This is a genomic window from Acinetobacter sp. BZX-2, assembly GCF_055179795.1.
In genome coordinates this window covers 1,534,706-1,560,508 of record NZ_CM143686.1, presented here as the reverse complement: position 1 = coordinate 1,560,508, position 25,803 = coordinate 1,534,706, and the positions used below count along the sequence as shown (strand labels likewise).

Below are 25,803 nucleotides of genomic sequence, written 5' to 3'. Positions count from 1 at the left end.
CTAAAAATAATAAATACATATAACGTGACAACAAGTTTAACAGAAAGTAACGCTTTCACTTGTTGAGATTGTTTTTAAATGAGGGCGATTACACAATATTCAACAAATATCCTTGACCCTTTTTTAATTCAATAGCAACATGGAAACAAGCCGACTAAAAGATTGAAAAAACATGACTTATCAATACCATGATGAAAGCATAATCAAAAGCTTAGCTGAAGATACGGTTTTTGTATTTGGCAGTAATATGGCAGGCACACATCAAGGTGGAGCTGCAAAAACGGCGCATTTACATTTCGGTGCGATGAAAGGTGTTGGGCGTGGTTGGTCTGGACAAAGTTTTGCAATTCCAACCATGAATGAACATTTACAGCAAATGCCACTTTCGCAAATTCAACACTATATAGACGACTTTAAAATTTACACCAAGAACCATCCGAAGCTAAAATATTTTATTACTTCTGTAGGTTGTGGTGTCGCTGGTTATAAAGTTGAAGAAATTGCACCGATGTTTAAAGGCATCTCACGCAACGTGATTTTTCCACAATCTTTTCGCCCTTTTGTCGAAAGAACATTACCTAAACTGACTCAAAAATTACTGCATAGTTTTATCAATGATCACGTGATTTTTAGTGCTGACCTTGACCAAGCAATACAAGCTTTAGATTTAACCGATGCGGAAAAAAGTTTAGCAACCATTATTCTAAATACTCCTATGTACCCTACGGACAGTAATGGCCGTGATCGTGAGTTTGAGATTCAAGATATTTTGCATAATCTTCATGCTAAAACACATGAATTCCAACCAGATACGAAAGGCTCAATGATTTTAGGTGGCGCAATATTAGCTTTATTGGAGCTTTATCATTTAAACGAAAATGATTTTATTGATGTTTGGAATGGTACACGAACAATTTCAGCACCAAAGGCAGAAAATCATTCCAAAAAATAAGTCATTTAATTGGTATTGATTTAATCAGATATAAGTTGTTGTTTAATCATGATGAATATTGATGGTCAAAACAGTTAAAGAGCCGGGATCAGAGATTATAAATTAAAAACTGATCCCTTATTTATTGTAAGGAATTATACATCTGCTATCGTTATGTCCAAATAAAAAATAAGCCCTTACTCATTTGATTAAAGTTAAAATAAAATGTACATCTATTTAAAATTTAAATCATACTCAATATTATTTTACTTATTTATTAGAACTCATTAGTACAAAGTAATTAATTAGATATTCTTATTAAAATTAATATAAAACAATCCACTTTAGAATAGCGTTAATCTCAAATTTATAGATTTTATTTTGTATTTAATCTGTTGTATTTTAGCGTAATACCCCTTAAATCTAGTTAATTCACATCAGTTAGACAATTAAAAATTCAATGAACTCTAATAAGAAATACTAAACAACACAAGAATAAGAAAACAAATAATAAACAATTCTTTATTTTTATTATTTTGATATTATAGACTTTTAAGGTATATTTTCGCTTACTTTAGAACTTAAAAACAAATGAGAATCCTGTAATGGATATTATGAATTCCACTATATTTGATATATCACCGATCCCCATGTGGTTAGAAGATATGAGTGAAATCAAAAAACAATTTGACCAGTGGAAAGCGCAAGGAATTACTGAGCTTCAACCATTTTTAGAAGAAAATTTTAACTTGGTTGTTGAATGTGCACATAAAATTAAAATTATTAAAGTCAATAAAAAAACCTTAGATCTTTTTGAAGCAAATAGCCAGCAACACTTGTATCAAAACCTCAATGTTATTTTCCAAAAGGATATGTTTAAAGCACATTTGCTAGAATTAGTCTCTTTATGGAATGGTAATAATGAATATTTAAGCACCACCACAAACTATACAATTTCAGGTAAAAAACTTGATATTAAACTTAGAGCAGTGGTGCTCCCGGGTTCAGAAGACACATTTAATCAAGTATTAATCACAACTGAAGATATTACCGATTATCAAGAAGCACATCGTAACGAAGAAAAAAATCGCCTACTTGCTGAATCTCGCTTTATTTACTCGCCAACCTCATTATGGGTAGAAGATTTTAGTCGTGTAAAAATGCGTTTGGATCAATTACGCCAAGTCGGTATTGAAGACTTTCGTACCTTTTTAGATGTGCATTCAGATTTTGTAAATCAATGTGTTGAAGACATTATTCTACTTGATGTCAATCAAGCCACCTTAGATTTATTTAAGGCAGCAGATAAAGAGACTTTATTTAAAAACCTGTATCGTGTTTTTGCGAAAGAAATGCACCAAACTTTTCGTGAACAATTGATTGAATTATGGAATGGAAAAATTCACCATCAACGTGAAGCTGTCAATTATGCACTTGATGGGTCTATTCGCAATGTGCTGTTGCAATTTACCGTTTTTCCGGGTTATGAAGACGATTGGAGTTTAGTCCAAGTTGCGTTGACCGATATTACTGCACGTAAAAAAGCCGAAAGTTATTTAGAGTATTTAGGCAAACATGATGTTTTAACCAAACTGTTTAATCGATCATTTTATACAGAAGAAATCAATCGTTTAGAACGTAGTGTGCTCCGCCCTGTTTCAGCCATTTTTATAGATATGAATGGTTTAAAAGCGGTCAATGATCAATATGGACATGATGTCGGTGATGAATTACTTCGTCGCATGGGCAATATACTCAATCGCACGGTGACACATACCAGCCATACTGCTTCTCGAATCGGTGGTGATGAATTTGTCGTGATGATGTCAGGTGCTAATGAGCAAGCTGTAAATTCAATCATTATGACCATTGAAGAACTATTGAATATTGACAATCAATACTATTCTTCTCACCCCATTAGCATTGCGATAGGTCATGCAACGACTCAACCCAATGAAAAAGTTGAGGATATGTTGAGACGTGCAGATCAAGTCATGTATAAAAAGAAAAAAGACTATTATGAATATTTTACACAACCCATAGACAACTAACTATTGTTAAATGACTGATTAAAAATAATCCGCTATAAAAAAAGGTGCTTCATGCACCTATTTTTATTACCTTTTGCCCATCGAACGACGTGTACCACGTGGCGGCATCCACGTCCGATCTGCATACTGCTCAGGTTTTGGGCGCACTTGATTGTGAGCGACATCATCTTGATTTTCAGCCGAAGCCGATGGCATTGGAAATGGTAATTTCGCCAATGACTTTTTCTTGGGAGTATTTTGGGTGCTCATATGATTCACTCAATTTCAACTGAGCATATTGTACGTAAAATTGCTGAATGATGCGAGCGCTCATGTTATTGATTGAATATTTGTCGTGGCTTGATACAGTAAATTTTAATTTTCGTAAATTTCTAGTGAATTTGTTTAGATATTAAGCAACGATATGCACTATTTTAAGCTATTATAGTGTGCTTTTTATTTTTAATCCCTATAAGAAGGAATAATGCCGTGGACGTACGTCTTTCAGATCGTGTTAATGCCATCAAACCGTCCCCAACGCTTGCTGTTACCAACAAAGCAGCAGAATTAAAAGCTGCGGGTAAAAATGTAATTGGTTTAGGTGCAGGTGAGCCTGACTTTGATACCCCACAACACATCAAAGATGCTGCTATTCAAGCAATTAACAACGGTTTTACCAAATACACAGCTGTAGATGGTACGCCAGGCCTTAAAAAAGCAATTATTGCAAAGTTAAAACGTGATAATAATCTTGACTACGCTGCAAACCAAATCTTGGTTTCTTGCGGTGGTAAGCAATCATTCTTTAACTTGGCACTTGCCTTATTAAACAAAGGCGACGAAGTGATTATTCCTGCACCATACTGGGTAAGCTATCCAGACATGGTGATTATCGCTGAAGGTGTTCCAGTTATTGTGAAGTGTGGTGAAGAACAACGTTTCAAAATCACGCCTGCTCAATTAGAAGCAGCTATCACTGACAAAACACGTTTAGTGGTTTTAAACAGCCCTTCAAACCCTACAGGGATGATTTATACCAAAGCAGAGTTAGAAGCTTTGGCTGAAGTTTTACGTAAATACCCTGAAGTTTACATCGCTTCTGATGATATGTATGAACCAATCCGTTGGGATGATGAGTTCTACAACATTGCAACCGTTGCACCTGATCTTTATGACCGCACAATCGTGTTAAATGGTGTATCTAAAGCCTATGCAATGACTGGCTGGCGTATTGGCTACGCAGCTGGCCCTGCTAAGTTGATTGGTGCAATGAAAAAAATCCAATCTCAGTCTACATCTAACCCAACTTCAATTTCACAAGTTGCTGCTGAAGCTGCGTTGAATGGTCCACAAGATGTACTTGAGCCAATGATTGAAGCGTTCAAACGTCGCCATGATTTGGTGGTGAATGGCTTGAATCAAATCAACGGTATTTCGTGTTTACCTGCTGACGGCGCATTCTATGCTTATGCAAATATTCGTCCATTGATCCGTGCCAAAGGTTTAAAATCTTGCACAGAGTTTTCTGAATGGTTATTGGAAGAAACTGGCGTTGCGGTTGTTCCAGGTGATGCATTCGGTTTAGGTGGCTTTATGCGTATTTCGTATGCGACTGCAGATGAAGTACTTGTAGATGCACTTGCACGTATCAAAAAAGCTGCTGATTCAATTGAAGGCGTAGATGCTGCGATTGCTTCTATTGAAGCTGAAAAAGCTGCGAAATAAAATAAATCATTTGCAAAAGTCCAAAATCATCAGGAATTAATATTGAAAGTTCCTTCTCCCTTTGGGAGAAGGTTAGGATGAGGGAGATTTATCATATAAATCCTCTCCCTAGCCCTCTCCTTTAAAAGGAGAGGGAATTTCTGTTGTAAATTAAATGCTCATCACAACTCGACTTACGCAAGAAGTCTAACCCTTAAATTCTTAGACTAAAAACCGCTCAGTTCAACTGAGCGAGTTTTTTTATTTATCAATTAAAATCGCCATTGATTCATCGATAACAATAAAATTTACATTTTCGGATAGATCACTTAATTAAATCAATCCGAATACATTATTTCAAATATTGACGATATTTTAAACATAAGCCACACACTGCTACTGCAAGAATATAGGCAAATGTCAATAAAATCCAAAAACCATAAATACCCAGCGCAGGTATATGCAAACCATTCCAAGAAACAGCATGATAAGCAACATACCACCCACCACCCAGTCCAATCACAAGGATCACTGACGTATAAATAAACATTGGACTAATGGTCACAGACCAACAACGCAACATATTGACCAAAATACACAGCATGGCATCTGCAATATGCATAACACAAACGATCAATAATAAATTGGTCACCAACACAGTCACTGCCGCATCTTTCGTAAAAATAGGGATCAATAAATCTCTAAACCCATAAACACAAATCACAATCAACAGCGCTAAAACAAATCCTGTTTTTAACGCTTTTTGAGTTAACGCCCATGCGGATTGAAGATCGCCCTCTCCAACTTTGGTAGAAATTAAAATGCTATATGCCGCCGACAAAGATGACGGGAACATAAATAATAATGAAGCAATGCCCATGACAATTTGATGCGCTGTTAATGCTGTATTTCCTAAAGGGATAGAAAGCAGTGAAATAAATGTCACAGCAATCACATCGATTAAAATAATAACCGCCATTGGAAAGCCTATTCTCAGAATTTTTTTAAAAATATTAAAATCAAAAAATTGACCTGAGAATTGGATCCGATACTTTTTCTCTAAGAAAAGCCCATAATAAACCAACAACATGATCCATTGCGTAAGTAATGTCGCAGCAACAGCACCTTGCACACCAAGTTTGGGAATGTGGGAATTAGCAACACCATAAATCAACGCATAAGATAAGCTCAGCTTTAGCAGCAATGCGAAAACATTCGCATAAAACACCATTTTGGCTTGTCCACAAGTCTGCGTCACAATAAAAAAAGTACGTAGTAAAAGTTGCGCAGGTAGCGCCAAAGCTAGAATAAAAAGACAGTCTAAAACCAAAACTTGTAAATGCTGATCTGCCCCAAGAAGATTTAAAACAGTTTCAGCATGTGTCAGGAAAATGACACCAAAAACTGAAAGCAATAACACCATCAACACACCTTGTTTAATGATGATTTGTGACGCATTTAAAGCATGTCGCCCATTGGCTTCCGCAAGTTCCTGCATCATACCTTGCAATAAACCATAGCCTAAAATATAAACTAAGGCGTAAATGGAAAGCGTCACTGACATTGCAGCAACATCGATGGTACTGACATGCGATAAAAAAACAGTATCCGCAACACCACCGAGAACAACGGCGAGGTTACTTAACAGAATGGGAATAAACAGATTGATAAACTTTTTCATACATTCTTGATTTTGTTGTGTTCAGCATCTGATGGCATTAAATTTTATATTTTGAGCATGAAAAATCGCCTATGTTAAGCCAATACTTAACATATTAAATAATTTATCAAACAATAAAATTTGGTTATTTTATGACTATATCTAATTTTTATAAAAAATAACATTGAAAATTAAAGAAAAATTTAAATAAGTATCCCTACAAAATCTAGACCTGTGTAAATGAATTGAGATTAAATCACTTTTTGGGTACAGCAAAGATCACCAATAATATTCCGCATAAAACAATTACTGACGATAATAATATTCTTAAACCAATGCTTTCTCCAATAAAGAGTGAACCCCCAATAATAGCCAAACATGGCACACTTAATTGCACCGTACTCGCCATGATTCTATCTATATGTTTTAAAATGGAATACCACAACACATACGCGGCACTTGAAGCCAGTCCCCCCGAAACGACCGCTAAAATAAAACCTTGTAGATTGATGTGTATGTCTTGAGCAAATAACAAACCAGCCATCACAACAAATGGCACAGCCAAAACAAAATTGCTGAAAGTACTACTCAAAGGATGCGGAGAATTTTTACCTGAAAGACTATAGGCCGCCCAAGCAATACCAGAAATCACCATAAGCATCGAATAGCCAATGCTCGGCGCATTTACTCCTGGCAAGAGCAAAATGCAAATACCAACGAAAGCAAGTGCTAGCCCAACTGCTCTTTTAAAATTAATCTTTTCACCATGGCATAGCCCATACATCACCATAGTGAATTGCACTGTACCGAACAATAATAAGGCACCTACACCCGCATCAATTTTCACATAGGCCAATGAAAATGCAACGATATATACTGCTAAATAAAATCCATTTTTAATTTTCCAATCTAAAGGTATTGCGACCTTTGATTGACGTTTTGTAATGACAAACAATAAACTTAAAACCAGTACTCCACTGAGTACCCGCAAAGTACTAAAGCTCATTGGATCAATCTGGTTTTGAGTCAATGCAAAACGACACAGTACAGAATTTGCAGCAAAGGCAATCATTGCCAATGTTATTTTAAACAGCATCGTTGATGCACTCATTTTCAACAAATTTTTGAAATCCATTTCCAAAAACGACTCGCTTATTCTGTTTGCGGGCTAAATAAAGCCACCACTTCAGCCTCGGTCATTTTTTTCGTTTCATTTTTAAAGCTATAAAACTCAGGTTTATTGTCGATATAAATTTCCAGATTCAACTTCAAATCTTCGGGAACATTTTCCAGTGAAAATGCATTGATATTACAATAACTTTGATCTTTAGTACGCCAAAACAATGTGGTACCACAGGCATTACAAAAGCCTCGCTCACCCCATTCTGATGAATTAAATACACTCAAATGTTCTTGCTGATCAAACCTTAATGTCCCTTGTTTTATATCAATAGTCATAATCACACCGCTGGTTTGACGACGACAAATTGAACAATGACACACATGTACATCGTGATTACTCAATTCGACGTTAAAAGTTGTTGCGCCACACAGACATTGCCCTTTCGTCATTTGATCCTTTTATACTTATAAATTCATGTTCTCGTTAAACTTTAAAATACTATGCTTTTTAGATGAAGTCCTTATGAATATTTTCTTTTTTTACAAACAGTAAAATTAAAGTATTTTTCATTTGAAATTTACAATTCATTGGGATTAGACTAGGAAAACAATAAATTAAATATAAATTCTGGAAAATATGCGCTATAAAATAATTGATGTTTATACATTACAAGGCATTCAGCGTTATATCGCTAAATGTTTAAAAGCTCAATCGCCTCAATTTATTGTCATAGAAAGCACTCGAACACTGTGTAAAGAGCTCGATATCATCGATGTAGATTTGCAAAAAGCACATGCAACATGGGCAACGGGTGAAAAAATTGCACTAAAAATCATTCATCAATCTGATCATTTCGAAAAATTCTATACAACTGAATACTAAAATTTTCCAACGCTGTAGTCACCACAAAAGATTTGACAGTGATCTTGTCTCAGCATATCTTAATTTTAAAGTTCTTTTTTGGAACTTATATTCAAGATAAAAATTAGGAACAAATATGAAACACCCTAAAGAAATGACAGGCTTAGAGTTTTTAGAGGCAATGATTGCAGGCCATATTCCTAGAGCAAGTATTAGCGAAACGATTCCAATGGATTTAGTTGAAATCTCCAATGGTCAAGCCAGTTTTAAAGTCAAAGCAGATCAACGTCATTTAAATCCTTTAGGTGGTGTACATGGTGGTTTTGCTGCAACAGCGTTAGATTCAGCAACAGGTTGTGCCGTGCACACAACTTTGGAAGCCGGTGTAGGCTACGGAACCATCGATTTAAATGTCAAAATGTGCCGCCCTGTGCCTAAAGATAAAGAATTACTCGCCATTGGTTCAGTGATTAATTTGAGTAAAAATCTTGCAATTTCTGAAGGTAAACTGGTTGATGAAGATGGCAAGTTATATGCACATGCCACAGCGACCTGCATGATTATTCGCCCTTAATCATATTCGTTGTATGAGTGCTGTTTATTCAATTGAATGGCACTTTTATATCTAAACTCGCCTTTAGACTTGAGTATTTCTTAGTACCTTACTGAATGTCTGACGATTGATTTAGGCTGTTTGCTAAATTCAATTTAGCATTATCCTCTAACAAATTTCTAAAATATTCAGTCTGATACAAAGGTTTCATTTCCAAAAAATATTTTAATACTTCTGCTCTTTTCAATTTATATTGTTCTGCTTCAACCCATGCATATTCTTGTTGAATTTGTTGTTCATATTCTGCAAAACGCTGTTTGGAACTTCCTAAAATCGCTAAATCGATATCCAATAAATAATTAAGATCCTGAACTGTAGCTGGTAAATGCTTTTTGGTTGCAATAATCCAATCATTAACTTTATGAATTTTAGCGTTTTCGAATAGCTGAAAACATTGTTGTTTCATCAATTTAGCACTTCTTTCTTCATTGTCTGTGGCTTGTGGATCATAAATCACATCATGAAACCAAATCGCCAATTCAACAGCAATCGGGTCTTCAAGTTGATCTTTAATTTGGTGAAAAAGTGCTAAACATTCAACGATATGTTGCACTGTATGATAATAACGTTGTGGCTCTGAATAAGCGTTGATTAATAAGCAAAACAATGTACTTGAATGTGTCTCATCCAACGATAACTGATTAGAAAATTGCTGCCAATAGGCTTCAAATTGCTGTTTTAACATCTTTTATTTTCAATCCATTTTCACACCTAAATGATGAGGAAGCCTCATGCTAATTCAATCAACTTCAATACAAAGCGTTGAATAGATCAACTTCCTCATCATCTGACCAATTACTCGTATAAAGCAGTTAAGGTGTATACGTGAATTGAATCAAAGCACCCGGATTCTCTAAAGTATTGGTCACAGTCCCATCATCTTTTTGCACATTACCTTCTTTATCGGTCAATACATAAAGGACATTGCCTGCTGTATTAGCAATCACATCACGATAGCGGTTATTACTTTTAAACATAGGAACTGCATCATCATAAGTCACACTATAGGTTGGATCCATTTTAATACGGAAGATCACACCTCGTTTCAATGATGGAACCAACAATACATTTGACCAACCTGGAATCGCTTTTTGACCGCCGTTATACACATATGCCGATGCTGGTGCTACTGTTGGCCAACAGATATAAGTCATCTCACCACACATCGGGTCGTTATAACTATAAGTATCCTGTACTGTATATAGGGTTTTCAATGGCGCAACAAAGTTTTTACTCTGCCATTCCGACTCTTTCATTACAGGAACGCCATCCATAACTTTTAAGCCATTCTGTGCTAAGTCCTTAATCTGAGATTGATTTTTAGCAGCTGAATAGTTTGCATAAGCATAGCCGCTATCATCTTTATAGCCAGCTACATTTGGCCAACCATAATTACCACCTTTAACGATCTCATTGATTTCATCATCGGAATTTGGCCCTTGCTCAGCTTGTAGCAACTTGCCATTTGGGCTAAAAGCCAAACCTTGAGGGTTACGATGTCCTACTGTGTAGATATGACTGACAACACCATCAAAACTTGGGTTATCACTTGGAATACTACCATCTAAATTTAAACGCAAAACTTTACCCATATAGGTATGATAATCTTTATTTTTTAAATCTTGCTGTGTTGGCGTATGCTGAGCTTGGTTAGATAAAAATAAATAAGCCAATTGGTTACGTCCCTGATCACCAATCGTATAATAAAGCTTTTGGTCTGGGCCAATAATTAAACGTCCTGATTGATGATCTTTTGCTGAAGGTAAGCCTGTAATTAAATCCAATGGTTTCTCAAAAGAATCCTTTGTTTTGTTATAGGTATAGCGTCTAATGATGGTTTGATTTGGTAGATTTTTATCTGTCGCATTGGGATTTTTAAAAGTACCTGAAACGTAGATATAAGGATGCTGTTTAAAATTTGGATGGAATGTAAAACCAAGAAAACCATTCTGTGCATGATCATCATTTATAATCTCAGGAACTTGGAATACTGTTTTTGCAGCACCCGACTCTGGATTAACACGTATAATCTTTCCAGTAGCAAGCTCAGTTAACCAAATTTGATTATCTGGCCCCCAAAGCAAGGCATGCGGTTTGTTTAAGTTTGATAATAGGACTTTCTTATCAAACTTTTGACTATCAGCTTTCGCAAACTGAGCAGGAGTCAATGGAATATCTGCAAAAACAGTTGTACTTACACATGCTTGCATTACTCCCAATACAGCCATTTTTACCAATAAATGCTTTTTCATCTCATATACCTCAATTCGTTAAACGTCATACAAATAAATAAAAACAATAACCATGTCTCATTATTACGATTTCTTAGCGTATTATAAAAGTGAAAAAGAAGATTAAAAATCAAGATAATTAGGAAACACTATCTCAATTTTATGATAATCATGTTTTCTACTATTCATGATGTGAGTAAATCATATCTCCTTGAATAATCTTATTAATATTATTTTGGCTTTGAATTTGGATTGAACAATTCAAATTTTACTGATCAAACTATATTATTTCTTTTAAACCATCTAGATATGTTGTTTTTAGGTTAAATTTCACCCAATAAAAATCAATGTCATCATATTGGAATGATTCATATTTTCGCATGTCCCTTTTGCCATGGTGAGTGTGGATCGTGAAAGTACAGCTCCATATTGAGATCTTATTCCAAAATCTTATGCTCAGCCATTTCTCGACCACGATCGTACAGTCTTCATAGCAAAGATGCATGTATGACAATGTGCCTCCATAATTCCTATTAAATGGGATAGTTGTGTCACACTTCAAGATTTAGCTCGCCCAGTCTTTGTTTTAACGTATGAAAATAAAAGCTAAATTCTGAAAATAATTAACCTGAGTTCGGGATAAGATATATTCCCAACTATATGATACGCGTGAACGTCAGTCGCATTGTTCGAGGCATGAGGAATAAATTCCGCAAGATCTGTAATATACTGTTTTTGCAATATATTAGGTACTTGATGGTATCTGTCGAGTTGGCGACTGACAAATGGTTTTGCCTACTTTTCCCGAAAGAAAAGTAGGTCGAACCGAAGGTTAGTCCTAACATTTGACTTTAAACGGCAAGACTCCGCTGTACCTGATCAATCTTTTCAATAACTTACATCAGAGTTTATCCCGAACTGACGTTAATTAACAAAATAAATAAGGTGGCCTAAGCCACCTCATTTTTTATTTCAGTTTTGAATTAATACGTAATTGACTGATTCAACAATAAATCGTCTACGTACAATTGCTCAGCCTGATTGGTGAATATCAACATATCTTTATGCGTATTATTTACAGATGTTCGAACACTTAAAGTATTGGTTTTCGCATCTGCATCATAGAAAACTTGCAGATAGTCATCAAGGTTAGCATCATTCACCTGACTATTCACAAAAACCGCGGATAAATCTATTTTGTCATCAACTAGACTAAAATCGCTTACATAATCTTTTGCTGTTTCACCCGAAGCATTTTGGAGCAATTGAATAATGTCTTGACCTTGATCTAGAATAAATAACTCACTTACCGCTGCATCACTCATGAGTGTATTGTCGCCTGTATCACCAAGCACCACTGCACTAACTTCATCTTCTGCATTGAGTGGTCGATCTAAACCAAAAGCTTGATAAATCTGACTAGATGAAATACTTCCACCTGTTTCAAAACTCAAGCTTTCTACTTCATGCGCTCCACCCAAGAAGAAGTTTTTAATCGTAACTTTGTCTGTATTGCTTCCATCTATTTTCAGAACAAGATCATCACCTGACATCATGAGCTGTGAAGCAACTTGATTGAAACTAATTCCATTGCTAAATACAATCTCATCTACGCCATAATCTTCATCGATTTGCAATGTACCCGAAGTATAGGTATATGTGCTGTTCATAGCCTCAAGACCTGTTTCGGGTTGAGTCGTTTCTGGATTGTTTTGTTCTGGAACAGTTAAGCCAAACGCACCAAAAATCTGCTCCGCAGTGATTTGCCCACCCGTTTCAAATTGGAAAGTTTCAACAAGGTATTCACCTGCTAAGAAGAAATTCTTAACCGTAACCTTATTGGTGTTACTACCATCCACTTTCAGAATCAAGTCATTACCAGACATGGTTAGATAATTAGCAACCTGACTAAAACCAATCCCATTTTTAAAGACAACTTTGTCATTACCGGATTGTTCTGTAATGGTTAATGCACCAGTGGTGTAATCATAGGTCGTATTACCGACCACATTTACTGATTCTGGTTCAGTTGGATTTTCAGGCTCAGTCGTTGGCATGGTTATACCAAATGCACCAAAGATTTGCTCTGCACTCAGTTGACCACCCGTTTCGAATTGGAAACTTTCAACGAGATATTGGCCTGCTAAGAAGAAGTTTTTAACGATGACTTTATTGGTATTACTACCATCTACTTTCAAAATAAGGTCATTACCTGACTTGTTGAGATAACTACTCACCTGACTAAAACCAATACCATTTTTAAAGATAACTTTATCTGTGCCTGATTGCTCAGTAATGGTGAGTTCACCTGTCGTATATTGATAGGTTGTATCTCCCACAACATCTGTAGAACCTGTTTCTTCTTCTGTTTCTGGTAATGTCACACCAAAGGCATTAAATATTTGTTCTGCTGTAAGTTGCCCGCCTGTTTCAAAATCAATGGTTTCAATCAAATGATCTCCTGCAAGGAAATAATTCTTTAAAGTGACTTGATTGGTTGTACTTCCATTGACTTTTAATACAAGGTCATTGCCTGTCTTCATCAACCCTGAACCGACTTGATTAAAGGTAATTCCATTACTAAAGCGTAGGATGTCAATACCACCTGCATCCTGAATCGTGTCTTTACCCGCCGTATAGAAGAATATGTTGTCTTCAGTTCCGCCAACAAGTGCGTCACTTGCTGAGGTATCGTAGATTCCACCTTCAATGGGTGGGTTTGGCTCTTCAATCTCAGATGCAAATAACGCATTAATTTCTGCTTTACTGATTGTGTATCCATTATTGGGTTGAACCGCTGAAATGGCTTTCTCACCACCTAAGAAATGATCGACAATACGTACAGATTGATTGGCATTATTATCAATGGTGACAATTAGATCATTTTCTTCTTTTGTGAACTGAATACGATCTCGGGTAATACCATTATCCATTAACCAAAGGACATCTACACCACCACCCGTTTGATCAATCACATCTGGACCATCTGTTAGGTAATAGAAGTATTTGTCGTCACCTGCACCGCCGTCTAAAGTATCGCTTCCTGTTCCACCGATCAGCGTATCATTTCCAGCACCGCCAGAAATATTTTCTGCCCGTGATGAACCCCAAATCGTGTCATTCCCATCAGTCCCTTCTAAATTGTGGAGTGAATTTTCGATCCAAGTAGAATCTAAAATAAATCCATTAGAAAGCTGAATCTCATCTTGTTTATAACTAATATCATTTTCCAAATCATCATCTAAAAAATAATGATTAATTGTAATTTGATCATTCAAATTATTTTTAAAGTTAATCGTTAGGTTATTGCCTGATTGACGAGCATAAATTTGGCTTTGGTCATAGCCATTTATAATCAAACTATTAAAAGAATCAATACTATCTTTAAATACAAAAGTATCTTTTCCACCACCGAAATTATAAATATAGGTATCATCACCCACTAAACCATCAATGTAATTATTTTGCTCATTACCTATAATAATATTACTTAAATCATTCCCGAATCCTATTGTAGCATTTCCTTTTAGCACCAAATTCTCGACATTTTTTTCTAAAATATTATAACTATTAGTTAATATCAGCCCACCATTTTCATCTTTTCCAATAAATTTAGAATCAGTCCAACGTTCAATAGTATCTATACCATTATCATCATCTTCTTGAACCAAATCTCCCTGCTTAACTATTTTGTTTCCATTTACATCAAAAATAATAGAATCTGCTGTATCAACAATATAGTAGTCATTTCCATCATTGCCTCGCATAATATCACTACCAAGGTCTCCATTAAGAATATCGTCTCCTCCACCTCCCTCAAGCGTATCATCGCCTAAGTAGCCTTCTAAATGATTGTTCCCTGAATTACCAATGATTTTATTATCGTACTCATCTCCAAAAGCATTAAAATCTTGAAATCCTAGTAGAGTAACTGCTTCAAAATTATTCAGAGCTAAATCAAATGATTGAGCGATATGTATTGTATCATATCCACCATCAGGATCATTTTCTTCATAAGTATCAAATTCATCAACCACAAACGTATCATCACCTAATCCACCAACAAGATGATCTACGCCTTCACCACCATCCATTAAAGCACCATTATTATTGGCTAATAACTGATCATCCCCATTACCACCATATAAATTACCGGCTCCCGTCAATACATCATTCCCATCTTCACCATATAAATCACCGGCGCCCCTCAATACATCATTCCCATCCCCACCAAACAACAGTGCAAATTCGCCGGCATTTGTTAGAGTATCATTACCTTCCTCTCCTAATATAACTCCACCATGCGTATTAATGATATCATCACCAAAACCACCAAAAACGTGATAACTTTGCCCTACAATATTAATCAAATCATTCCCATCTTGGGCATAAATTCTGTTTGATAAATGAGATTCTATTAGATCATTAATCACATCATCGGAATTTGTATAATAAAAATCTGTCCTTGTCCCCTTCATCATTCGAAGTAATTTATCATTTGTTGGCTGATAAACAGTTCCTCCCTCATAACTTGCACCTTGTATATTTACTTCAAGATTTCCTAATCTAGTGATATCATTAACATCAAATATACCAACCAAGCTAAATACATTTTTACCAAAATATTTATATGACAAAATCCCAGTCGAATAATTATATTCTGCATCTAGGCGAGTATAATCAATACTACCTGACATTCCATGAACATAAGCCCAAATAACAGAGTAATTCAGAAAAATCTTACCTAGTCCATCTTCATCATTAATGCTGACACCATTCTGAATAAATGAGTCTCCATTAGAAATGTCATATGTGTCATATCCTTTTCCGCCTTCTAAATAATTACCTTGAAATTCATTCCCCCATGTATTCAGCTTAAAATCATCATTGCCATCACCGCCATAAAATTTACTATGGCTAACTCTAAACAAATCAAAAATATCATCTCCATCTTCTCCATAAGCAATAATATTCTCAGAATCTTTAGCTTCAATGGTATCTTTACCAAATCCACCATAGACAGAATCACCTCGTCCAGAATATATATAATCATCTCCACTCAAAGCATATATAGTTTCTGGATAATTATTTTGCGTACCTAAAAGTAAGTCATCACCCTCAGTTCCAACCACTTTATTAATAATTTTATTTAATAGTTCAGTTGATGACCACTCAGTATCATTAAATATTATTTTTGATATTCCATACCCAGGATTATTAAATATAATTTCATCATTTTCACCATAATATATTTTTAATTCATTATTAAATCTTTCAATAACCACTTCATCTGAACTAACATCCAAAAAAGAAATAATCATTTCATCATTATCTTTTATTTCATCTATACCATCCCCTATTCTAAAATGATAAATATCTGCACCTTTACCTCCCTCTAATAAATCATTTCCACGCCCACCTTCTAGATAATCATTACCCTCACCACCTTTTAATTGATCATTTTCATCCCCTCCCTCTAGTTGATCATTTCCGGCTTCACCTTCTAGATAATCATTACCACTACCACCAAATAGATAATCATCACCCTCACCACCTTTTAATTGATCATTTTCATCCCCTCCCTCTAGTTGATCATTTCCGGCTTCACCTTCTAGATAATCGTCACCAATTTCACCATAAAGATTATCCGAACCTTGACCTCCAAAGATTTGGTCATTACCATCAGCACCGAAAATAAAATTGTCTTTATTATTTCCAGTTACGGAAACCCCTAAATCATTTAAAACCACGCCACCAACTTCATCATCATCTAAAATAGTACTAGTCAAGATTTCTTTATATTTGTACTTTTTAATAAACTGATCCTGTGTTATTTCGATTTCATTTATTATAAAACTTGAAAAATTTGAAATATTAAATATTAAAAAGCTAGAACCTATATTAAGACCACCATTTAAATAATAATCTCTCCCTTCAACAACTTTTGCACGAATAATTAATACATTATTATGATCAACCTCAATAATTTCATCACGTCCAAAATTCTCATTAAAAATATATGTATCATCTCCTAACTCTCCTTGAAGAATATTATTAGCTTCATTCGAAACCAAAATATCATTACCTACTCCTGCTATTGCATTTTCGATAACTGTGCCATATCCAATAAAACTTTGCCCCTGAGCTAAAATGCTCTGTTTCTTTTGGTCAACATAACTTAATGCCCCGGCATTAAGATCAATGTAAACATTTTGGATTTCAGATGATGCATCAAATGTATCGATACCACCACCATCCCAAATAAACTTAGTTGCAAAATTATAGGTATTATTTTCAGCTCTGACACCTTGGTTTACACCATGTAAATATTGCAGTGCAGCAATATCATATGGTTTTAGTTCCGTATCATTTACACCATTTGAAGTATAGGACATAACTGTATTATTCTGCGTATTTTCTAACTCAGGCAAGACTGGTGCTTCAAACGGATGTTCCAATCCGAAGGCATGTCCAATTTCATGAAGTAAAACTTCAAAACCATACTCCCCCTGATTTAATGAGTCAGCCGTTTTAAACATTGTCGAGTTAATATGTATCTCACCTGTCTGCGCACTGGCATATCCAGCAGCTGCTCCTGCTTCTGCAGAAGTTAAATCATCTAAATAAAATTTTAGATCACCTATGCCTGTTTCAGATTTTACAAAAGTAATATTTAAAACATGTGCAAATTTATTTAATGCCTGTTCAACAGCCAACATCTGCTCTTGAAAATATGGCTTATTTCCAGAAGCACTATCCGCAGGAAATGCGTATGTAATTATCGTTTTACCTTGAACCGCAATCATGTCTCGTGTAACTAAAGCATCAATAAAATATGCGACACCATCTAAAGCATCAGGTGGTAATTCATTCACATCTGGTGGGGGTGCCATTTCCATGATCGTTGCTGTGTTCCAACTGGTACCATCCGCAAAACGCACTTCTGAAATTTCGATCTGATCGAATAATTGTTGATTTTCTAAATAACTATGATTGCTTGAATTTCTAACTTTATAATAGTCTGTAACTGTAACTTGATCATTTGTCCCATATTTTATAATTAGGTTAAAATTATCTCGGCTAACTTCTCTAATTGCACTTGGGTCAAATGTAAAGTAGATAAAGTTTTGATGATTTAAGGAGGCGATATCTGAAACTTCTTCTTTTATTGTATCTTTGCCATCACCTAAATCAAATACGTATAAATCTGATCCCTGCCCGCCTATTAGCTGATCATTCCCCGTTCCTCCAAATAAAATATCGTTGCCATCTTCGCCATACAACTTATCATTATTCTCACCACCATAAATTATATCATTATCTTTTCCACCAAATAGAAATATGTCATTACCTATTCCACCATAAATAATATCATCTCCATCTTCCCCTTTTATATTATCATCTCCACTTTCTCCTAGAAGTATATCATTGCCTATTCCACCAAAGAGATGATCATTATCACTACCACCAAAGAGGTAATCATCATCCTCTTCTCCCCAAATATTATCTATACCACTATCACCATAAAGAAAATCATTACCTGTACCACCAGTTATATTATCTTGCTGTTCCCCACCATAAATAATATCATCTCCACCATTTCCCGAGACATTATCCTCTCCATCACCTGCATAAATTAAATCATTTCCATAACGACTTTCATCAGCAGAAAGAGGAGGCGCATCTGTCCCAAATAGATTTGCTAAATCACCAATAATATTGTCATTACCATCTCCTCCATAGATTACATCTGCTTCATAACCACCAACCAATTCATCATCATTTGTGCCACCACTAATATAGTCTCGTCCTGCCCCTCCTTCAATGACATCATTTCCATGTCCACCATATAAGTAATCATCACCGCTTTGGCCATATAAGTGATCATTATCATTATCACCATATAAAATATCTGTGCCTCTAGACCCCATTATAAAGTCATTACCAACGCCGCCATAAATAATTTCACCAGTTTGTTCATCTGCATTTTCTGTAATTGATAATGATGAGAATATTTGATGAGTTTCACCATCCGTAACAACATTTATTAATATTTTTGGTAGTATAGTAGTCGTAGTTATACCATTATCGACAAGATAGTAATTATATGATTCTGCATCCTCATCAAAAATAGGTTGAAACGAAAAGTTGATATTCCAATTATTTTTCGAATTATTTATAATAATATTAGTTAAACTCTCCAATGTCGCATCTTTATCAATATTGGCTTTATATTTATTCAATAGATAAGTGGCTAATACTCCGGGGCTAATTTTCCATCCCACCGAGCCTAAAAGGACATCATCACCTGCACCACCATAAATAATATCCTGTCCATCCCCTCCTAAAATTATATCTTTATTATTTCCACCTTTTATTAAATCATTTCCATCCCAGCCATTGATGTAGTTATTTCCACTCCCACCATCAAGAACATCCGCTGAATTTGTCCCATCAATATAATCATTACCACCACCAGCATTCGTTTTATTTTGATTATAGGCAATATTATTTCCATCATTTAAGGTCGGCAATCCATCGGTCGTTGGAATTTCTTCTACAGGTGGTGCACTAAAACTTAGCCCCATATCGCCATTATTTTTCCAGCCATCCACATAGATTGTATTTTTTTCATCACCTACTTTATGGATGCTTATTATTGTTTTATCGGTATCTTCACCTAATTTGCGAATAATGTATAAACCATTACTGCTTTTCCATGCTTTTAAATTTTGGTCGTATTCGCCAATATTTAAGACTGCTCCTTCAATTAAGATTGTACCTGTAGCATCTTTAATTAAACTTGTACCAAAACCAAATTCACTTAAACTTCCTATTGTTGTAGAAAAGAATCCATAGGTATCGTTCTCTTCTTGACCAGCTAAAATATTTGTTCCATATTCTGAAATTACAAAAGTATCTTTATCTTTACCGCCAACAACTAAATTATTTCCACTGCCACCATATAAATTATTTTCTCCATCATAGCCATTTATGATGTCATTGCCTTTTCCGCCATAGAGATCATCTTGATCATTTCCTCCTGTCACTAAATCATTTCCATCCCCACCTTCTAGCTCATTTAATCCATTTAATCCTATTATTACATCGTTACCACTGCCACCTTTAATTTTATCCTTTAAGTGATTTCCATAGATTGTGTCATTATCCTCTCCACCATCTGCAATGAGTTCACCCATTCCTCCAATAATCAGGTCGTTACCTTTACCTCCATCTGCTTTATCATTGCCATCACCGCCATATAAAGCATCATTGCCCTCATCGCCATAAAGTTCATCATTTTCTGCACCGCCTAATAACGTATCATTACCGTTACCACCGTAAAGAAAATCAACTCCTCCTATACCAACCAGTTTATCGTGATCATCTCCCCCATAAAGCTCATCACTGCCATTTCCACCATAGATATGATCATTACCCGCATCACCATATGCTTCATTACTGACGGTACTGTCGTCTAATAATGCAACATTAAATGAAGTTTCAGATCCTAAATTCAGCTCACTTACAATGAGTACATCATTTCCTTCACCACCATGTAATTCATCCGACCCTTTTCCTCCATATAAAATATCATCGCCTATGCCACCATATAATTTATCATTCCCCATTTCACCATAGAGTTGGTCTTGATTACCGCCCCCATATAATTCATCATCTCCCGTTCCTCCATAGAAATGGTCTTTTGCACTGTAGCCTGTATCAATAGACTCACCTAAATTTGATTTTGAATCCCATCCATAAATTTTGTCATCACCTCCGAGTCCATAAACATAAGAAACATCTTCACCAGATGGAACAGAAAATATATCTTTTTGCCCCACTTGACTTTGATCACCAACTTTCCAATAACTATTTTCAGTAACGAATTGTTCAAAAACATAGTGTCCAGCAGAGCCCGCACCTCCTAATGGAAGCCTAGCAAGCCATTCTTCTGCATCTTTTGTATAAGCAGAGACATCTTTGATTTGAGCTATTTTTAAATATGCTGTTGGGTTTATCACTAATTCTGCGCGAGTAATTAGATGATTGTCTTTATCTAAATAAATGGTTCCATGACTAGCTTCATTTACCCAATCCACTAAGATTAGGCTACTTAGTAATGCATCTGCACCCGTTCCATTGGTTTGGGTTAATTCTTCCCACTTTTGGTCAATTAAATCAGGTCCAAAATTTTCCCTGATAATTTTCATAGGGGTTTCAAGAGTCCAATAACTAATGTCTAACTGGTTATCCTTAAAAACCTGAACATGAAAGTCACGTATTATTTCAAATCTAATTTCCTCATTTACAAAACTACCATTCTCACGCGCTTTCAGCTCCAGCGCACTCAAATAACCATTTAACATCCCAACCCGAATTTGATCGACTTTTGCAGGGCTAATGGTTTTCGGAGCTGTTTCTTGCATAAAATCCAGTGCGCCCATGCCTGTAATGGTATCTCCAGTGGCAACACCATAGCACCAACCTGCATAGCCAAAGCCCATATCATTTAACGCTGCATAAATGCCTGGTACGGCATCTATGCCTTGTTCTTTTACTAAGTCTTGATATTGTTTAATTTGTTCAATTGTGAGATTTTGAATTGTATTCATGTTATTGTCCTTTTTAGTCTTGAATTGGTTTTTAAATCATTTGTTGGTTTTTAATGTTTTTGGATCTACGACAAAGCTTTTAATCAGCTTTTCAGAATTTTCTTGAATCAGTTGCCAATCTTTTAAATGCACTCTTGCAAAACGTGCATCTAATTTCGCCTTCATAAAAGGTTCTAAGTTCCAACGCATTTCACATCTTGCTGCAGACCATCCCTTGATCACATAATTATCACACTCCATCATTGTCCTAACTTTTCCCTGACTATCTTTTTGTAAATACATATCTTTAGTGTCATCAAAACCATGAGCTTTGACCCATTCAGGATGAGGAGCATATTTCTCCAAACCAAATTCTTTTTTATGTGTTGGGATATATATATATATATAGTGGGTATTTTGCATGCTTTCAGTAGATTGTATTTTTGAATCGACTGTAGAATTAATAAAAGTAGCGGTTAAATCAGGGCGATAACGCCTTCCAGCATCCAATCCTATACTGACCCATTGATGATAGGGGGATTTTTCATCTTGTTTATATTGTCGGTAGGATTCTTGTGGCGCACCCTGATAGGTATTCAATACTATACCTGTCGAATATTTCATCTTTACCCCAAACGAGGTGATCACCGAATCAAAATTACGCGGTGGAGCTTTATATCCCTTATAACGGTTTTCGGGGTTTAATACTGGCGAGTCCTCATATTCTAGCCACTCCACCTCCTCTCCTAAAAGTACAGGTTTCCCGCCCAAATTGCCTACTCGATAAGGTAGTCCATGAGGTCCCATTGGGCGCTTAAATTCAGGTTGTTTATCCTGTTTTTGTTCACAAGCGGTGAGGAGCAACGAAGTCAAGCAGAGCCCCAGTATAATTTTTTTCATGAGGTCACCATTTTTTGATCATTATTGGTTTTTAATGTTTTTGGATCTACGACAAAGCTTTTAATCAGCTTTTCAGAATTTTCTTGAATCAGTTGCCAATCTTTTAAATGCACTCTTGCAAAACGTGCATCTAATTGAACCTTCATAAAAGGCTCAATATTCCAACGCATTTCACACCTTGCAGCAGACCATCCCCTGATCACGAAATTATTACACCTAATCAAAGTAATGACCTTTCCTTGACTATCTTTTTGTAGATACATATCTTTGGTTTCTTTATAACCAGTACGATTTATCCATTCAGGATGAGGAGCATACTTCTCCAAGCCAAACTCTTTTTTATGTGTGGGTATATATATATATAATGGGTATTTTGCATGATTTCTGCAGAAATCACTTTTGAATCAACTGTAGAGTTAATAAAAGCAGCGGTTAAATCAGGACGATAACGCCTTCCTGCATCCAATCCTATACTGACCCATTGATGATAGGGGGATTTTTGATCTTCCTTATATTGTCGGTAGGATTCCTGTGGTGCACCTTGATATCTAACCAGTGCCATACCTGTGGGGTATTTCATCTCTACTCCGAAGGATGTGATCACTGAATCAAAATTACGAGGAGGGGCTTTATATCCCTTATAACGGTTTTCGGGGTTTAATACAGGCGAGTCCTCATATTCTAGCCACTCTACCTCCTCTCCTAAAAGTACAGGTTTCCCTCCCAAATTGCCTACTCGATAAGGCAAGCCATAAGGTCCCATTGGGCGTTTAAATTCAGGTTGTTTATCCTGTTTTTGTTCACAAGCAGTGAGAAGTAATGATAATGAACTAAAACAAAGACCCAGTATGATTTTTTTCATGAGGTCACCATTTTTTGATCATTATTTTTTTCAAATTCATACATCAGCATATTTGCAAAATATGCTGCTCCCCCAGTACCGCCACTAAAAGTTGAAATCTCCCCTTTGACTAAAACTTGTGTTACACCCGCCATATTGTACAAAGCAAGATAATATCCACCACGGTCATTTGCCTTTAAAAAACTTTGTAAATAATCCAGCTCAGATTGACTGAGTTTTAATAAGCCTTGTGTGGTTGTAAGTGGTGCAATATGATTATTTTGATTGTTTTCCATATTCTTTTCCATCTATTGTTTTTGTGACTTGGTTTGTGATTGATTGGCTTCTTGTTCAAAATGATTAAGTAAATCTATCACTTGTTGCCGATAAGATTTCCACTGAGGGACTATTTGTCTTTCACCACCTGTAGCAGTAATGACAACTCGGTGATTTTTATGTGTAAACAATATATCGCACGCAAACCAACACTTGATTAAAACTCTGTCTTCATTAGGTACATTATCTGGCGATAACCAATATGTACCTTGACCTGTTTCTTGTGTGATACAGTTCTTTGGGCTTTGGTCATCATTCTTTTGTTTATTTTTAAGTGCGTCTAAATCTTTTTGTTTAAATTCATTACCGACGACTTTTTGTTGAGTTTCTTGTTTAAGTACCTCTATATCTTTTTCAGTAAAACATTTCATTTCTCTATAGTTTTCTAAACCTGCTTCATCCCTTCCCCTAAAATATCCCCGATCCAATAAATAATATTTTGAAGTCCCCCAATCTTCATTACTATGTGCATATATCGTGAATCTATATGAGTTTCCAATATCGTGATTTTTTTTCTTTATTTCTTCTTCCTGATCAGCTTTTTTATAATTGGTATCTGATACAGGCTGACTATTAGATCGTAGAAGTTCTATCTTAATCCTTTCTATTTCCCCATTTTCCATTGGTTCTAATGATAAACCTAGCCAATAAAATTTATCTCCTCTCTTAATTCGTTCACTATTATATTCAAGATAAGCAAGTGGTATTTTTAAGTTTAAAGGTTCTATTAAGGCTTGCTTATCGCCTTTCCAATGAACATATAAATCATCCTGACTAAGTTTATACTCTGGGCCATATGTACGATTAAAACTTGCTATTTTTTCTTCATCTGTTTGAAAAAAACATGCATTGAGTCCTAAACACAGCCCCAATAGAAAAGTTACTCTTAAACTTATTTTTATTCGTTTCATTCTCATGTCCGAAATTTATTTAAACTTGATCAACTTTTCAGGTCGTACTTTCTCCACCTCACTAAATAGCGAAAAAGTCTGATTCACATAATTCACCACACCTGAAATCTGTTCCATGTATTGCATAAGTTCAGGCGTTTTTTCTGCTTGAACTAATTTCACGGTGCGTGATGGATCAAAACCATCAAACTGGCAATAAAACAAAGGTTCACCACGTTTTAAAATCAAATCCTTAGAAGTATCATGCCATTCAAAAGCCCACATCAGTGGTCTAGGCCAAATATGAATCGGGAAACGCCCACCAAAAATTGTGCCCGGTAAAGGATTTTTTCTGTAATACCCAAATGCATCTAATTGAGTGATATACACCACTTCATCTGCAATGAAACAATAAGGAAGTTTAAGCTGGAGAATCGGTACATTCGGAGTACGCCATTCATTCTCATTCACTAAAGTCAGCAATTCACGTAGCTTATTACCACGTACAGGCGAAGCATCACCAAGTACATTAATTAAGGTTGGTTTACCTGTGCTATCACGATCAAAACGAAGATGAAAATCAAATGGGCAATTAATCACAAAATATCGGCTTTCGAGTTGCAGCACTGCTGGACAACGACTGGCTGACTTTGCATGTTTCGTTTGAGATTGCGAACGCATACGATAAGGTGCTTCAAAAAGAATCGAAGCCTTATCATCTGTAAGAAACCAACCGACTTGGATTGGCCCTGTCCCTTCAACATGATCACGGTCTTCAACCGTAAAATGGATATGCATTGTTTTTATTCGTAAGTTTTATGATTGTTACAATATAGCCTAGAAATGTACTTTTTTTACTTAAAATTAAAAATACTTGTTAAAAAATGTAACGAATATTTAAATTTATACTTATGATTTTAAATATTTTATGTGAATTTTACTTGTTTTTTTTCAAAATATCTATAGCCTTTTATTCGTATTTTGAAAAAGTCTATTTTTAATTTTTAACATCCCCCTTCTCCGAAATCTTTTTTAAATTTTGATAATGCTCATACAATTTTAGACTCTCAAGATACATTTACAATTAT

Annotated in this window: 18 protein-coding genes and 1 pseudogene; 5 read left to right on the top strand and 14 right to left on the bottom strand. The window is 35.5% G+C overall.

Features of this window, described 5'->3' with window-relative positions; all coding sequences use genetic code 11:
* Nucleotides 1-172 precede the first annotated feature (172 nt).
* Both ACY45D_RS07260 and ACY45D_RS07255 read left to right on the top strand, forming a co-directional pair.
* The gene (locus ACY45D_RS07260; RefSeq protein WP_463109078.1) at nucleotides 173-952 is read left to right on the top strand and encodes an A1S_2505 family phage non-structural protein; all 780 of its coding nucleotides are present in this window, start codon (nucleotides 173-175) and stop codon (nucleotides 950-952) included.
* Nucleotides 953-1,536: 584 nt separating this feature from the next.
* Nucleotides 1,537-2,982, top strand: coding sequence for a sensor domain-containing diguanylate cyclase (locus ACY45D_RS07255; RefSeq protein WP_463109077.1), 1,446 nt, complete (start codon nucleotides 1,537-1,539; stop codon nucleotides 2,980-2,982).
* A 66-nt stretch (nucleotides 2,983-3,048) separates the two neighbouring features.
* Here the strand turns inward: ACY45D_RS07255 and ACY45D_RS07250 are convergent, their stop codons facing one another.
* Nucleotides 3,049-3,231 carry a hypothetical protein gene (locus ACY45D_RS07250; protein WP_010114914.1) on the bottom strand — a complete coding sequence of 61 codons (183 nt, stop codon included), beginning with the start codon at nucleotides 3,229-3,231 and terminating at the stop codon, nucleotides 3,049-3,051.
* A gap of 219 nt (nucleotides 3,232-3,450) precedes the next feature.
* On the opposite strand from ACY45D_RS07250, the gene ACY45D_RS07245 reads away from it, so the two are divergent.
* Complete coding sequence (locus ACY45D_RS07245) at nucleotides 3,451-4,686, top strand: pyridoxal phosphate-dependent aminotransferase (protein ID WP_463109076.1); 1,236 nt, start codon at nucleotides 3,451-3,453, stop codon at nucleotides 4,684-4,686.
* Between the two features lie 331 nt (nucleotides 4,687-5,017).
* Here ACY45D_RS07245 and ACY45D_RS07240 read toward each other — a convergent pair whose 3' ends face one another.
* From ACY45D_RS07240 to ACY45D_RS07230, 3 genes are all read right to left on the bottom strand, one after another.
* Nucleotides 5,018-6,346, bottom strand: a complete 1,329-nt coding sequence (locus ACY45D_RS07240; protein WP_463109075.1) for an MATE family efflux transporter — start codon at nucleotides 6,344-6,346, stop codon at nucleotides 5,018-5,020.
* Nucleotides 6,347-6,581: 235 nt separating this feature from the next.
* Nucleotides 6,582-7,421 (bottom strand): DMT family transporter, encoded by an 840-nt coding sequence (locus ACY45D_RS07235; protein WP_463109074.1) that lies wholly within the window; start codon nucleotides 7,419-7,421, stop codon nucleotides 6,582-6,584.
* 56 nt (nucleotides 7,422-7,477) lie between these two features.
* Complete coding sequence (locus ACY45D_RS07230; protein ID WP_463109073.1) at nucleotides 7,478-7,897, bottom strand: GFA family protein; 420 nt, start codon at nucleotides 7,895-7,897, stop codon at nucleotides 7,478-7,480.
* A gap of 187 nt (nucleotides 7,898-8,084) precedes the next feature.
* Between ACY45D_RS07230 and ACY45D_RS07225 the strand changes: the two genes are divergently transcribed.
* Together ACY45D_RS07225 and ACY45D_RS07220 are read left to right on the top strand one after the other, a co-directional pair.
* Nucleotides 8,085-8,330: a hypothetical protein gene (locus tag ACY45D_RS07225; RefSeq protein WP_463109072.1), complete on the top strand. Its 246-nt coding sequence runs from the start codon at nucleotides 8,085-8,087 to the stop codon at nucleotides 8,328-8,330.
* Between the two features lie 115 nt (nucleotides 8,331-8,445).
* Complete coding sequence (locus tag ACY45D_RS07220) at nucleotides 8,446-8,883, top strand: PaaI family thioesterase (RefSeq protein ID WP_463109071.1); 438 nt, start codon at nucleotides 8,446-8,448, stop codon at nucleotides 8,881-8,883.
* An 88-nt stretch (nucleotides 8,884-8,971) separates the two neighbouring features.
* On the opposite strand, the gene ACY45D_RS07215 is transcribed toward ACY45D_RS07220, so the two are convergent.
* From ACY45D_RS07215 to ACY45D_RS07170, 10 genes and pseudogenes are all read right to left on the bottom strand, one after another.
* The gene (locus ACY45D_RS07215; protein ID WP_463109070.1) at nucleotides 8,972-9,607 is read right to left on the bottom strand and encodes an HD domain-containing protein; all 636 of its coding nucleotides are present in this window, start codon (nucleotides 9,605-9,607) and stop codon (nucleotides 8,972-8,974) included.
* 127 nt (nucleotides 9,608-9,734) lie between these two features.
* A complete protein-coding gene (locus ACY45D_RS07210) occupies nucleotides 9,735-11,174 on the bottom strand; it encodes a glucose/sorbosone family PQQ-dependent dehydrogenase (protein ID WP_463109069.1) in 1,440 nt (479 codons plus the stop codon).
* A 345-nt stretch (nucleotides 11,175-11,519) separates the two neighbouring features.
* A pseudogene (locus tag ACY45D_RS07205) lies at nucleotides 11,520-11,635 on the bottom strand (IS30 family transposase); the annotation flags it as partial.
* 501 nt (nucleotides 11,636-12,136) lie between these two features.
* Nucleotides 12,137-21,769, bottom strand: a complete 9,633-nt coding sequence (locus ACY45D_RS07200; RefSeq protein WP_463109068.1) for a calcium-binding protein — start codon at nucleotides 21,767-21,769, stop codon at nucleotides 12,137-12,139.
* A gap of 36 nt (nucleotides 21,770-21,805) precedes the next feature.
* Nucleotides 21,806-22,648 (bottom strand): hypothetical protein, encoded by an 843-nt coding sequence (locus ACY45D_RS07195; protein ID WP_463109067.1) that lies wholly within the window; start codon nucleotides 22,646-22,648, stop codon nucleotides 21,806-21,808.
* A complete protein-coding gene (locus tag ACY45D_RS07190) occupies nucleotides 22,645-22,974 on the bottom strand; it encodes a hypothetical protein (protein WP_463109066.1) in 330 nt (109 codons plus the stop codon). Before ACY45D_RS07190 ends, ACY45D_RS07195 begins: the two co-directional genes overlap by 4 nt.
* The gene (locus tag ACY45D_RS07185) at nucleotides 22,941-23,510 is read right to left on the bottom strand and encodes a hypothetical protein (RefSeq protein WP_463109065.1); all 570 of its coding nucleotides are present in this window, start codon (nucleotides 23,508-23,510) and stop codon (nucleotides 22,941-22,943) included. Before ACY45D_RS07185 ends, ACY45D_RS07190 begins: the two co-directional genes overlap by 34 nt.
* The gene (locus ACY45D_RS07180; RefSeq protein WP_463109064.1) at nucleotides 23,507-23,785 is read right to left on the bottom strand and encodes a hypothetical protein; all 279 of its coding nucleotides are present in this window, start codon (nucleotides 23,783-23,785) and stop codon (nucleotides 23,507-23,509) included. The genes ACY45D_RS07185 and ACY45D_RS07180 overlap by 4 nt, the downstream gene beginning before the upstream one ends.
* Before the next feature lie 12 nt (nucleotides 23,786-23,797).
* Complete coding sequence (locus ACY45D_RS07175; RefSeq protein ID WP_463109063.1) at nucleotides 23,798-24,736, bottom strand: hypothetical protein; 939 nt, start codon at nucleotides 24,734-24,736, stop codon at nucleotides 23,798-23,800.
* A 15-nt stretch (nucleotides 24,737-24,751) separates the two neighbouring features.
* Entirely contained in the window at nucleotides 24,752-25,513 is a 762-nt protein-coding gene (locus ACY45D_RS07170) for a hypothetical protein (protein WP_463109062.1), read from the bottom strand.
* Between the last annotated feature and the right edge of the window lie 290 nt (nucleotides 25,514-25,803).